Source organism: Prevotella sp. DNF00663, assembly GCF_001553265.1.
Classification (GTDB): Bacteria; Bacteroidota; Bacteroidia; order Bacteroidales; family Bacteroidaceae; genus Prevotella.
Map to the genome: position 1 here is coordinate 116,466 of NZ_KQ960613.1, position 13,078 is coordinate 129,543.

The 13,078-nt window shown below is 41.4% G+C and carries 9 protein-coding genes and 2 tRNA genes; 3 read left to right on the plus strand and 8 right to left on the minus strand.

What is annotated here, in order from left to right; translation table 11 throughout:
• Positions 1-528: an NUDIX hydrolase gene (locus HMPREF3034_RS05145; protein WP_036896213.1), complete on the plus strand. Its 528-nt coding sequence runs from the start codon at positions 1-3 to the stop codon at positions 526-528.
• A 108-nt stretch (positions 529-636) separates the two neighbouring features.
• Here the strand turns inward: HMPREF3034_RS05145 and HMPREF3034_RS05150 are convergent, their stop codons facing one another.
• Positions 637-1,080, minus strand: a complete 444-nt coding sequence (locus HMPREF3034_RS05150) for a D-Ala-D-Ala carboxypeptidase family metallohydrolase (protein ID WP_036896212.1) — start codon at positions 1,078-1,080, stop codon at positions 637-639.
• Between the two features lie 160 nt (positions 1,081-1,240).
• Positions 1,241-1,313 (minus strand) — tRNA-Pro (locus tag HMPREF3034_RS05155).
• 114 nt (positions 1,314-1,427) lie between these two features.
• Between HMPREF3034_RS05155 and HMPREF3034_RS05160 the strand changes: the two genes are divergently transcribed.
• A tRNA-Phe gene (locus tag HMPREF3034_RS05160) sits at positions 1,428-1,500 on the plus strand.
• A gap of 136 nt (positions 1,501-1,636) precedes the next feature.
• Here the strand turns inward: HMPREF3034_RS05160 and HMPREF3034_RS05165 are convergent.
• From HMPREF3034_RS05165 to HMPREF3034_RS05190, 6 genes are all read right to left on the minus strand, one after another.
• The gene (locus tag HMPREF3034_RS05165; RefSeq protein ID WP_036896211.1) at positions 1,637-2,452 is read right to left on the minus strand and encodes a DUF3108 domain-containing protein; all 816 of its coding nucleotides are present in this window, start codon (positions 2,450-2,452) and stop codon (positions 1,637-1,639) included.
• A 10-nt stretch (positions 2,453-2,462) separates the two neighbouring features.
• Entirely contained in the window at positions 2,463-4,463 is a 2,001-nt protein-coding gene (locus tag HMPREF3034_RS05170) for an Ig-like domain-containing protein (protein ID WP_082721701.1), read from the minus strand.
• A 37-nt stretch (positions 4,464-4,500) separates the two neighbouring features.
• Complete coding sequence (locus tag HMPREF3034_RS05175; protein ID WP_062433757.1) at positions 4,501-6,042, minus strand: GH3 auxin-responsive promoter family protein; 1,542 nt, start codon at positions 6,040-6,042, stop codon at positions 4,501-4,503.
• Between the two features lie 215 nt (positions 6,043-6,257).
• Positions 6,258-7,349 (minus strand): glycosyltransferase family protein, encoded by a 1,092-nt coding sequence (locus tag HMPREF3034_RS05180; protein ID WP_036896276.1) that lies wholly within the window; start codon positions 7,347-7,349, stop codon positions 6,258-6,260.
• An 8-nt stretch (positions 7,350-7,357) separates the two neighbouring features.
• Positions 7,358-8,299 (minus strand): glycosyltransferase, encoded by a 942-nt coding sequence (locus HMPREF3034_RS05185; RefSeq protein ID WP_052052735.1) that lies wholly within the window; start codon positions 8,297-8,299, stop codon positions 7,358-7,360.
• A gap of 890 nt (positions 8,300-9,189) precedes the next feature.
• The gene (locus HMPREF3034_RS05190; RefSeq protein ID WP_062433762.1) at positions 9,190-9,591 is read right to left on the minus strand and encodes a sigma-70 family RNA polymerase sigma factor; all 402 of its coding nucleotides are present in this window, start codon (positions 9,589-9,591) and stop codon (positions 9,190-9,192) included.
• A 355-nt stretch (positions 9,592-9,946) separates the two neighbouring features.
• Between HMPREF3034_RS05190 and HMPREF3034_RS05195 the strand changes: the two genes are divergently transcribed.
• Positions 9,947-13,078 (plus strand): SusC/RagA family TonB-linked outer membrane protein, encoded by a 3,132-nt coding sequence (locus tag HMPREF3034_RS05195; RefSeq protein WP_036896206.1) that lies wholly within the window; start codon positions 9,947-9,949, stop codon positions 13,076-13,078.

A 13,078-nucleotide genomic window follows, 5' to 3' on the forward strand; every position in this document is an offset into this window, starting at 1 on the left:
ATGATGTTGCTCGATAAATATAATTATTGTCCTGTCTGTGGCAGCCAAAAGTTTATTGCCAACAGCGAGAAAAGTAAGGTTTGCGGTGATTGCGGATTTGAATTATTCATGAATCCAAGCAGTGCTAACGCAGCCATCATCACCAATGAGCAAGGCGAAATGCTCGTGGTACGTCGTAAAAAGGAACCTGCCAAGGGTACATTAGACCTTCCGGGAGGATTCGCCGACGTACAAGAGACCGTAGAAGAAGGTGTATGTCGCGAAGTAAAAGAGGAGACCGGACTCCATGTAACACGGGCGGAATACCTCTTCAGTCTGCCCAATCAATATGTCTACAGCGGTTTGACAATACCCACACTCGACCTATTTTTCCGTTGTCATGTGGACAATATCACTGACTTAAAGGCTTCTGATGATGCTGCAGAGTGTCTATGGATACCAATAAAAGAGGTTAATCCGGCCGACTTCGGACTACATTCTATTCGGAAAGGAGTAGAGAAATATATTAGAAAATTAAAAAGGGAGTAAAAAAAGAGGATAATAGGAGTTATCAGACATATGTCCATTATCTCCTATTTACTCCCTTTTAACTCCCTATTTACTCCCTTTTAACTTCTCCTAACTCCGTCTTAAACGTCATTTCAGACTTACTACGCCAATCTTTCTTCGATTGTTTCGTGCCCGGTAACTTACGTGTAACCACAGACAACCATTGCTCAGTTTACGCTCAAAGAGCAATTGGTCGAACACTAGATGGTCTTTAATAAAATTAAAGTAGCGCATACTTGTCTCTCGATTCGATATATGTATATCGGCAGCTTGCCCATGTAAATGCTGTGAAGTGGCTACTCCTTTCACCCGATTATTCAATGATTCACACCTGAATCCACTCGTAATGATGATGCGACCGAAACGTTCTCGCAATGGTTCCAACACATTTTTACACAGCAATTTCAAGTTTTCTACTTCTTCATCATTAGGTATATTCTTGATACCTAAGCGTTCTGCTGTCCCCGAACGAGTCATTTCCCAAAGTGAAAAATGAGGAGACAACATCGTGTTTTGATTTTTGTTATCCATACAATGTTACTTTTTGATTTGTTAGTATCACTGCAAAGATATTCTCGTTTGGTCAAAACCATACGCTCGTATCGCATACACTTGTGCATACATAGGGCATAGATACGAAAAAAGACAGCTTGCTTCGCTAATTTAACAACGCTTGCAAACTGTCTAAAAGTCGGGATGAGGCGACTCGAACGCCCGACCCCTACGTCCCGAACGTAGTGCGCTACCAACTGCGCTACATCCCGATTGGTGTTGCAAAGGTACAGTATTTTTTTGAATAAGTATATTTTCTATCTTAAAAATTTGCCAGACTTACGTAAAAACAGTATCTTTGCACTCGCTTTTAAAAAGCTATGTTTGGTGCCATAGCTCAGTTGGTAGAGCAAAGGACTGAAAATCCTTGTGTCCCCGGTTCGATTCCTGGTGGCACCACTCCTCCTTTCATTAGGTCGCTATTTCTCTTCGGAGGGTAGCGGCTTTTTTCTTTTTAAAAGAATAAGAAGTTAACAGACAAATATCCATTAACTCCCTTTTTACTCCAATTAACTCCTACTTACTCCTGTAAAATTTACTTGACTATTGACTGGATAGGATTTCTTAGCCCTTTGGCACTAACTAAAAAGGCCTTGGCAGAACCGAATTTAAGAAACATATCAAGTCTCACAGGCACATGATTAACATCATCTGTGACGTAAAAATCTACTATACGCCTGAATTTTCCTTCATCCCATTCCATATAAGCAAGACGCAAACAGCGGTATTTCACACCGTTATCCCCCTTGACAACGCTCACTCCATCGAAACGAATCTGTGCCGGTGTGCGTCCTTTTCCATCAGCAATAAGGAACTTCACCACGTTTCCTTTCTTCCAATTGGTAGGATCAAACGAGCGAGCACGCATAAAAATACTCACCATATCATAGATACAATCGCTGTAAGAATGACGTTCCCATGAGTGCGTACCGTCGTTGTGCTGACGATGTTGGCGCACATTACACTTGCCACCATCGTAATTATAAAACACCTCGTCAACTGTATAGCGTTTGCCTTCGCGTGCTCCTTTACGATAATAGATGGGTTCCAAATCGAGTGAATTGTAACAAAGTAGTGTATCACGCAGCACAAACAAATTGTCTACTTTATCATTTCCACGTGTGGTAAGACTGCATCTATAAACCGATTTACTCTCAAAACTACTCTGAACTGTCGACATGGAAGCTGTACCGGCCTTGACCCAAACAAACTTCCAGTTATAATATAGATTATAAGAGAGGAACTCTCCCGACTTAAAAGCTGTGTTTCGAAATGAACACTGAGCACGACCGGCTGTTGTAATAAGCAACAACAGCATTGCTCCTATGATTTTTCTAGTGAGTCTGTCCATATATATTCGTTTAAATTCTAGGTATATACTGTTTACCTAATTTCCTTGCTCGTTCAGCATTTCTATGCTGAACGGTGCGTTTCTTATCTGTTTTTTGCTTCGTTATTTCCGCAGGTTTCTGTCTATAGAGAACGGTAGACTTAGGATTCCATGTCTGTGTTATATCCCATTTAGCACGGCATTCCAACTTCTGAGGGTAATAATACACCTCCTCAGCTTGCCTATCTTCATCGTATTTACCGGTATCCCACACACCATTATTATTACTATCTACAAACAATCTCATATAGTATTCGCCCGGAGAGAGGTAAAAAAACTCGGCTTGACCATTATTTGCTTTCACTTCTTTTACCACTTTATCGCCTGAATCAAGCAGTTGTACCACCATATTCAGTGAATCCATACCCTGTAAAGTCACCAATAACGTGCTGTATTCGTCGTTCGATTTCACTTTGAATCCGTTCTTCGACTTACCCGATATATTGCCGTAGATATCTACAAATGCAGCACTATCCACTTCAAGACTATACTCTATATTCGGTCTCCATTCACCTATAAGCTCATATTTCAATCCGTGTCGCAGGCTATCGGGCTGTATCATGGTACCATCGGTAGCTCGTTTTGCTAACTGTCGGAATAAGAATGGAGCCTTATACCACAGTGAGTCGTGCTTAGAATAGAGATGTATTTTCGTAGTATCAACCATCTCTAATGGGGTAGGCGATATGAATCGTATGTTCTTATCGGGGTCTAATTGAGCACTTACTTTAATATCCATAGCCAATGGTTTGAGCGGCATAATACTGTCAAAAGGTTCACCTTTCTTCTTCGCCTTTTCTATTTTCTTCTTCCAATCGGCTATTTCTTTCTGCTTCTCACGCATGCGCTTGGCATAAGGTTGCTTGGAGAGTATTTCCAAAGGTTCGGTTTGACTGACCAGTTTACCCAAACTATCGGTCATCAAATAAGTCATCTCCATACGCAATGTATCTTGATTCACCAGCGCCGTATCCTTCAACCAATAAGTAATCGTATCTTGTTTCACAGTGGTATTAATGATGAAAGCGTCTTTCTCATTGAAGTTAAGTCCGTGAATTTGAGGCAATTGTGCATTACCATAACTAAAAAATAGCGTAAATCTATCAGGGTTCTGTCGCTCATTCTTGATGTAATAACGGTCGGTCAACACCTCGGTAAAGGCCTTCAACACCACATCATCGGGCATATAATGATGATATTGCACTCTGTCGATGGCCGCAATATGCAACGAATCGGTCCATGTAGTATCTTGACGAACATCTTCTTTCACCGATGGAGTGATCATATCATGACTGAAAGCTATCATCTCGCTCTTCTGATTGAATGTATAATTCCCATCCATATCTTGTAAAGCATAGATACGATATTGTCCCGGTTTCACACCTTTGACAACAAAATGGCCACGACTATCAGTTCTACTCACACGTAACATAGGAAGTTTTTGAAAAGCAGAATCGGCCATATTCGCATAGAGACCTACCAAAATACCTTTTACTGGCTCCAAATTTTCGGCCTGTAACACATAACCCGACACCTCCATCGTGTCTATATCACTGCCTGTAGAAAAACTATATGTATAGTTACCAAGCGGATTTCCCTCATTATTATCGCTGATGGCATCGCTGAAATCCACCGTATACGTAGTATTAGGTTTCAACGAATCTATCAGTTTCACGTCTATATATTTGCCCGAAGCTTTAATCTCCGGTGTCTCCAATTGCGGTGGAGAGACAATAACATTTTCACTGGCGTTCTCTATTTTGATGAATTCATCAAACTGAATACGAATATTTTTTGAAGTCACATTCGTACCTCTATCAGCCGGAGTAGCTCCCAACACCTTCGGAGGAGTCTCGTCATACCATCCACCATCTGGATTTCCCATCCTTGCACAAGACACTATTCCGGCAACCACAGCCAATATCACTACGATATATAACTGATTGAAGAGTCGTCTATTTATTCCTTTCATTCGATTCATATATATGTATTGCCGGTTTTGCTTATTCTTACTGTACCTTTGAAGCAGCATCGTAGACCGATGAATTTTGTATTTCAAGTATCTCGTCTATAAACTTTCGCGTATTACTGAGGCGTGGAACCTTATGTTGCCCACCCATCTTACCCTTCGATTTCAACCAGTCGTTGAATAAATTCGGACGTGCTTTCACTATTTCCAAGTGTTGTAGTGTGATGTCGTGGAAACGCTTTGCCTCGTAATCGCTATTGAGTTCCTGCAACTTTTGGTCAAGCAAATCGCCAAATTTGTTTAAGTCGGTCGGCTCTTTGGCAAACTCTATCACCCATTGATGACAACACTTAGCCCGACTATCCATGAATACGGGAGCAGCAGTATATTCAGATACCTCTGCTCCGGTTTGCTCACAAGCATACGCCAAACCCTTTTCGGCATTATCCATGATGAGTTCTTCGCCGAAAGCATTAATGAAATACTTCGTTCGTCCGGTGATAACAAACTTATAAGGATTCTTACTTGTGAAACTCACCGTGTCGCCTATCATATATCGCCACAGTCCACACGAGGTACTAATAAGCATAGCATAATTCTTCCCCACTTCTATTCCTTCGAGCGGAACAATTGTAGGATTATCGCTACCAAATTCATCCATTGGCATAAACTCATAGAAAACGTCGTAGTCAAGCATTAACAACATCGACTTATCCTGTGGATTATCTTGTATACCAAAGAATCCTTCGCTGGCATTATACGTCTCCATATAGTGCATACCGGGCGATGTTATCAATTGTTCATACTGCGAACGGTAAGGCGTAAAAGCAATACCTCCATGGAAGAACACCTCCAAATTAGGCCATACCTCTTCTAGATGCTTCTTTCCACTCAACTCCATGACACGCACCAACACACTCAACATCCACGATGGAACACCTGATATATTGGTAACATTCTTGTTGAATGTCTCACGAGCTATACGGTCGCGCTTCACTTCAAAGTCGCTTAATAGGGCCGTTTGCTTCTTTGGTACACGCACCAAGTTAGCAAATGGGTTGATATTTTCTATCAAGATAGCACTCAAATCGCCCACCATCGAACCGGGCAGGTTGTAGTTTGGCGAGTGACTACCACCGAGAATCAAGCTCTTACCATCAAATAATCGACTATTGGGATTATTGCGTAGATACAACGCCACAACATCTTTTCCCCCTTGATAGTGTATTCTGTGTAGTCCGTTAGACGACACCGGGATGAATTTACTTTTATCGTTGGTTGTTCCCGACGACTTGGCATACCATTTCACTGTACCCGGCCACAACACATCGGGTTCTCCATGACGCATCCGATCGATGTCTTCTTTCAGATCTTCGTACGTATTGACCGGTACGTTTTTTATAAATTCTTCGTATGTATGGGTATGATTGAGTAAATGTTTCCGTCCATATTCCGTGTCCTTACCATGATGAAGTAGTTGTTGCAACACTGCATGTTGCAAATCCATACCTCGCTCTTGATGAAGTTCCAAAGATTTTTGACGCGGAAGAAAAACCTTTCCTACAATACTTGTTAAACTCATGATTGGATAGTTCTCGGTTTAAATTGCAAATTTACCCCAAACTTTTGGAATATAGGGACAATTCACTTAATTTAATAAAGAGTGGAGATTATCAGAAGTTAAGGAATAAAGGAGTTAGAGAGTTAAGCCAAATGTATAGAGTCTTTGATATTCTTGTATGATTTAATACCATGTTTATAAGCATTTGGCTTAACTTCCTAACTTCTTAACTCCCACTAATTCCTAAGAAAAAAATCCTCATATTGCCGTGCCACCTTGATATAATCATGGTGTCGACACACATATATCACGCTTTCTCGTTTTAATTGTGAGATACGTTCAGGATGCAAAACGAGTTGTTCCAAGGCCTCGTACACACTCTCATAATTAGGCAATACATTGATGATGGGACGCAATTCCTCTTCGTTCAATATCTTATAATTCTCAGGTTCTCCACCTCCCACACAGACAATACCTTTCTTCATGGCTTCCAGTGGATTCATCGAAGGTGTGTAACTATATAGTTGATCAAGAATCACATCACTGCCATCCATTCGCTTCCGATACTCCTTAAAAGACAAATCTTCTGCTATCTGTAGTTCCACTTGATTGGGATAACGCTCCTTGACTGCCTTTGCTGCCCGCAACATGATATCTGTTCCTTTATATTCCGAACGTTTTCGGTCAATACCTATGAACAATTTAAGCGGTTCATGAACCGTATAATCAGGCTCATTTTCCAAAGGTACAATTGGAAAAGGGATAAATGTAGTCTTCTTTGGGAACTCCGGATAATAGCAAACCCAATACTCATACAGTCCGGCAATGATACCATCGCAATCATCGGCAATCATTTTATTGAGTAGTCCCTTCTCCGTTCCAAGCCATTCTTCTTTGAATTTGAGGGCATCTTTGGTATTTCGAAGTTCTTTTCCCATATTGAAATCACTGTAACGAAGCGGCATCGTGGTACAACAAGTGTTCACCCAGTAATAGTCATTGCCGTAAGCACCGAGGAAAATCTTCCTATTATATTTGCGTAAATAGCGATAAAACAGAAATATTCGTTCTGCCTTCAATTCTAAAAAGTCAGGATTTATCAGTTGTACTACATCATATCCACGCATTTTAGGTAACAAACTGAGCAGTCTGAATATATAACATAATGTACCCCATTTACCCGGTCGACGTGTTATATCAATATCGCGTGGATAATCTCTCCAATTATTACCATCACTCATGACCGTAACCTCATGTCCCAAAGCTCTCAATCCGTGAGCCAATGTATTGTGAACATTACTGTATTCACCAATAAGAAGTATTTTCATTTTTTGCTTCATACCTTCACAATACTAAACAATCTACATACAAATTTGATTCCCAACAAGCGCAACAAAACTATTTTCAACTTTCCTATCCAATTGAATTCATTCAAAACCTTTGCTCGATAATCAAGAAGGATAGGCTGCTTACCAGTCAACCGGCACACGGTTATCTGTATATTTAATAGGTGTAGATAATAACGGCTCAATGCTTCTGAGTCTTTATAATTCACTAAACCATTGAAAACATTCAGTTGGGCATCGAGCAATGCTTCATAAGCAGCTCCGTCAGCCAATGCTGTTAATCCTTTCGGATTATCATGATAACCATACAATCCTTGTGAAGTGGTAGCCACGCACGATGCTTTCTTTAATAGAATAGGTAATGTATAGATATCTTCAAACAATCTACCTACAGGATACTTGACATCATCAAACAAACTTTTTCTATATATCTTATTCCACGCATAAGCATGTCGATAAGCTTCGGTCTGAAACCAATACATCGTCATATCGGTATAAACAGCCTCTTGAAATGATAATACACATTGGTCATCACTATCATGATGTAGCGACACAGGATATTCCAACATATCGTATTCAGCATGCTGCGCGAGTATATTGAGCAATTGAGAATAAGTATGATCGCTTACTACATCGTCGGAATCGACAAAAGTAATATACCGACCATGCGCTATTGCGATGCCGACATTACGAGCTGCACTCAGTCCAGCATTTGATTGATGCACCACAACGACTCGATCATCCTTTTCCTTCCATTGATGACAGATATCGGCCGAACCGTCTGTAGATCCATCGTCAACCAAAATAATCTCCATAGCAAGTATCTGTTGTCCGGCAATACTTTCCAGACAACGATTTAAAGTATCTTCCACATTGTACACAGGAACAATGACACTTAACTCGATATTTGTTTTTGTCGACTTTTCCAACACAACTTTATTATAATATTTCCTTTTCTTTCTTTTTAAAAAAGAGAAAATGAAGAGTATGATATAGCGTGGATAAGTTGATAACTTTTATCCTTATTTTTTGCTATTTTGCTTATCAACCTTTTACATAAGGTTATACACAGATAGTTTTATATCTTTTCTTTGATAATCAATATATTACGATAGTTTTCCATAAAACTATTGATTTACGTACAAAGTTAATAAGTTTATATCTTTTTTCGGCGTATATCTGTGGAAAACTTACTGAAATCACCGTGATAAACATGTGGATATCCACGATTTAATGGGACTACTAAATAGGATGTGGATATCCACATAGTTATCCTTGAATTATTAGATGAGTTATCCACAGAGTTTTCAACAGATTGTTGATAAATCCGTAATGAGCTATGAATAGGCTATTATTCAGACAAATATATGGTATTCGTTCCCATATATTGAAATTGTCTGATGATATAATATTAATCGTAAGGACGCGACATGTCACGTCAGCAAACTGTATATATACTACAATAGTGGAATAAAGATAGCTATGAATTCCGTGCGGACGCGGCATGCCGCATCCCTACAGAAGCCCCACACCAGCCATTATCTCCCTCATTTTCTGTCGCACCGGATCAGCCGACAACGACAATTCGGTCGATGACCGATGGTTCTCCAAAGGGAGAGGGAGATAGAAATGGCGCTTTTCAGTCCTATAAATAAAAAACTTATCAATTCAAAAACTTAACTCCTATTTCCCTTTTTATTTCCCCTCCCCAAAAGGGGAGGGAGGGGTGGGGCTATTGCAGCGCCTTTTCAGCCTTACTGCCCCGCCCATTCAGCAATGCTGAAGAGACGATGCAGCGATGGTGGGAAGTCTTTGCAGTAATTCAATAATTACCATATCCCCAAATCATAAAGGATAAGATAAGGGCAATATCGGGTTGATTAGCAGCAAAATCTTTAAAGGTTGAGAGGGCACGACTGATATGTCGTTCCACCACTTTAATAGAGATACCGAGTTGTTCGGCTATTTCTCTATTTTTCATACCTTCAAGTCGGCTCATCGTAAAGATTTGTTTTGAACGTTCGGGGAGTGTGTCTAGCACATCATCTATTTGTCTACGCAATTCATTATAGAGTAATTCGTGTTCGGCATCATTGATAAGATTCAATTGGTAGAGAGCTTCACTACCCGGAGATTCAGGTATATGAGTAGAAGGGAAACGGCTGATAAGTGCCTCATGACGAAGATGGTTGAGACATCGGTTGCGGGGGGGAAAAGTAATCAATAGTATGATTGCTCCCTTTTATCGTTTTTAAATGTTACATACTTTCGTATTTTAGAAAGGTGTTTTTATCTTCATTATACGTATTTTCGCTCCTTTTATAACGATGTTAGCATCTTTCCGAAGAGTATAACTGTGTACTATCTTTTGTAAAAAATATGATTATTTATAGTGTGTAAACCACTGTGAGAATGCGGTTTTGTACGATATTGGTATTTTATTGTACGATATTGGTATATAATATATGTATTAGGTTATTATATTTGCAAAAAAGATTATGTCTAATACCTGTTTTTAGGCCTCTCAATTTGAATTGAAGTGGAACTGGGAACATATTTTAAATTTATCAATATATCTAATGAAAAGACGATTTTTTCAATGTAGCATCTTGATGCTATCAATGGGATTTCTACCCTTTTCTGCTGCAAATGCATCACCGAAACCTGTGAATAGCATCACACAAAACGATCAGTTAACTGAGATTCGAGGTACTGTGACAGACGAAATGGGAGCTATTGTAGGAGCTACGGTGAGAGTGGTAGGAGCCAAATCGGGAACTGTGACCGACGCTAATGGTAACTTCCGACTCAAAGCGAAACCGGGTTCGAAAATCGAAATCTCGTGTGTAGGGTATGAGACAAGGACCGTTGTCGTGAAAAACAATGTACCTTTAAAAATTAATCTAAGAGAAGACGCCGTGGCATTGGCCGATGTTCAGGTGATTGCCTACGGTACTACACGTAAGGTTACCGTTACCGGTGCACTCGCATCTGTCAATCAAGGCGAATTGTTGAAGACACCAGTAGCCAGTTTGTCGAACGCGTTGGCCGGTAAAATTTCCGGTTTGGCCAGTATCCAGAGTAGCGGTCAGCCCGGAGCCGACGGTGCCGCGCTGTTCATTCGCGGTGTAGGTTCGTTGAGTACATCACTCTCTCAACCGTTGATATTGGTTGATGGTGTGGAAAGAGCGTTCTCTCAAATCGACCCGAACGAAGTAGACGACATCACAGTATTGAAAGATGCGTCGGCTACAGCGGTGTTTGGTGTACGTGGTGCCAATGGTGTTATCCTCGTAACAACGAAGCGTGGTAGCAAGGAGAGTCCCAAAATGAACTTCTCTACGTCTTTGGCATGGCAGATTCCGGCTCGTTTGCCTGAATTTGTAAACAGCTACGAGTGGGCAAGTCAGTACAACCAAGCTCAGATACACGACGGTGTGGGCGAGGATATGCTAGCCTTCAAGCCCGACGATTTGGAGAAATTCCGCACGCATAGCAGTCCGCTTACCCATCCGGATGTAGATTGGGTAGATATGTTAGTGCGCAAAGCATCGCTCCAAACACAACATAACTTTAATATATCTGGTGGTACCGACCGCGTGAAATACTTCGCATCGTTGAGTGCTTTCACTCAGGATGGCCACTTTAAGGTATTCAAGAATCGTAACGATAAAGGTTTCAACTACAACCGTTACAACTATCGTGTGAACTTGGATGTAAATGTAACGAAGACAACGGCGTTGCAGGTGAATCTCGGTGGATATTTTGGTAACCGACAGGAGCCTTGCTATAACGACGGTACTACGAAGGATATTAACTCACTCTACCGCTATATCTATGCTTCGCCTCCTTTCAGTGGTGCAGGTATTGTAGACGGAAAGCGTATTCGTATCGGCTCCGGAATGTTGCCCATCGGTAACCTTCAGGATGCATTGAACACTTATTATGGTAAGGGTTATGCCACTACAGCTAATAATGTGTTGAACTTTGACTTCAAACTTTCGCAGAAGTTGGATTTCCTGACCAAAGGTTTGACTGTACATTTGAAAGGTGCATATAATAGTGGTGTAACTATCTATAAGCGCCGCGAAGGTCGCGAACCACTCTATGAGTCGATACTTGATGCCGACGGAAAGCCCGACTTGAAGTTGGTTACCAGCTATCAGAAACTTGATTTTAAAGAGTCCGACGGCTTATCGCGCAACTGGTACATTGAAGGAGCGTTGAACTACAAGCGCAACTTTGGTCCTCACCACGTGTCGGGTCTTGCTATGTACAACCAGACGATGAAGTATTATCCCGGTGGAAACTTCATAGGTATCCCTCGTGGTTACATCGGTTTCGTGGGAAGAGGTACATACGACTACATGACAAAGTACTTGGTAGACTTCAGTGTGGGCTATAACGGTTCCGAAAACTTTGCCAAAGGTCATCGATTCGGATTCTTCCCGGCCGGTTCGTTGGGTTGGATTGTATCTGAAGAGAATTTCTTCAAGCCGTTGAAACCGGTTGTAGGCTATCTCAAACTGAGAGCTTCTTACGGTAAGGTGGGTAACGATATTACGAGCGATAACTCTCGTTTCCTCTATCTGCCCGATACTTATAAGATCGTCGACGGACAGTATAGCTTTGGTGTGAACACCAGTACATCGGTCAAGGGTGCCTCTGAAGGTAAGATAGGTAACCGCGACGTAACTTGGGAAACGGCTGTAAAGCAAAACTTCGGTATCGACATGAAACTCTTCAAAGACCGATTGAGCTTGAATTTCGACTATTTCACCGAGCATCGTACCAATATCTTGATTTCTCGTGGAGTGATTCCCGGATACTTGGCAGTACAACTTCCTACAGTCAATCTGGGTAAGGTAGACAACCACGGCTACGAAGTGAGCGTGCGTTGGCAAGACCGTTTCAAGGATTTTAAGTATCATATAGGTGCTAATCTCTCGTATGCAAAGAACAAAATCGTGTTCAAAGACGAAATTAACTATGAATACGAGTGGATGAAACAGACTGGAAAGCCTGTCGGTCAGAACTTCGGTTATGTGTTTGACGGTTACTTCACCGAGAAAGATGTGGCCGACTATGCTGCTAATAAGGGCAAGCCGGGTGCCATTGCCGACCAAGGTAGCGGTTATATCCCTCTTGTCGGCGACGTGATATTTAAGGACTTGAATGGTGATGGAGTCATCAACGAAAAGGATATTCGCGACATCGGCTATTCCATTTATCCTCGCTACACCCTCGGTGTGAACATGGGATTCTCTTGGCGTGGGCTTGATTTGAGCGTTACATTTGCCGGTGCATTCCAGACTTCGCGTATGTTGAGCTCTGTTTATCGCACTCCGTTCGGCGAAATGGACAACTATAGTTTAATGAGATATATGGTAGACGATGCCTGGACACCCGAAAAGGGAAACAGCGCAAAGGCTCCTGCCATCTCTATCCGTAACAAATCGCACAACTATCAGAACTCAAGTCTGTGGTTGCGTAATGCTTCTTACTTGAGATTGAAGAACGTCGAACTGGGTTATAGTTTTCCCAAGACCATTACGAGAGCGCTTCGTCTGAACTCGTTGCGTGTGGCTTTGTCGGGATACAACTTGCTTACATTCGACAATCTGAAAGTCAGTGATCCCGAAGCTAATCCCGATGGTAAGGCATATCCATTGATGAAGGTTATTAACTTTGGCTTAAGAGTTGGATTCTAA

Coding starts and splice junctions, on each gene's coding strand:
- HMPREF3034_RS05145 (WP_036896213.1), top strand. CDS start 1: ATGATGTTGCTCGATAAATATAATTATTGTCCTGTCTGTGGCAGCCAA.
- HMPREF3034_RS05150 (WP_036896212.1), bottom strand. CDS start 1,080: ATGGATAACAAAAATCAAAACACGATGTTGTCTCCTCATTTTTCACTT.
- HMPREF3034_RS05165 (WP_036896211.1), bottom strand. CDS start 2,452: ATGGACAGACTCACTAGAAAAATCATAGGAGCAATGCTGTTGTTGCTT.
- HMPREF3034_RS05170 (WP_082721701.1), bottom strand. CDS start 4,463: ATGAAAGGAATAAATAGACGACTCTTCAATCAGTTATATATCGTAGTG.
- HMPREF3034_RS05175 (WP_062433757.1), bottom strand. CDS start 6,042: ATGAGTTTAACAAGTATTGTAGGAAAGGTTTTTCTTCCGCGTCAAAAA.
- HMPREF3034_RS05180 (WP_036896276.1), bottom strand. CDS start 7,349: ATGAAAATACTTCTTATTGGTGAATACAGTAATGTTCACAATACATTG.
- HMPREF3034_RS05195 (WP_036896206.1), top strand. CDS start 9,947: ATGAAAAGACGATTTTTTCAATGTAGCATCTTGATGCTATCAATGGGA.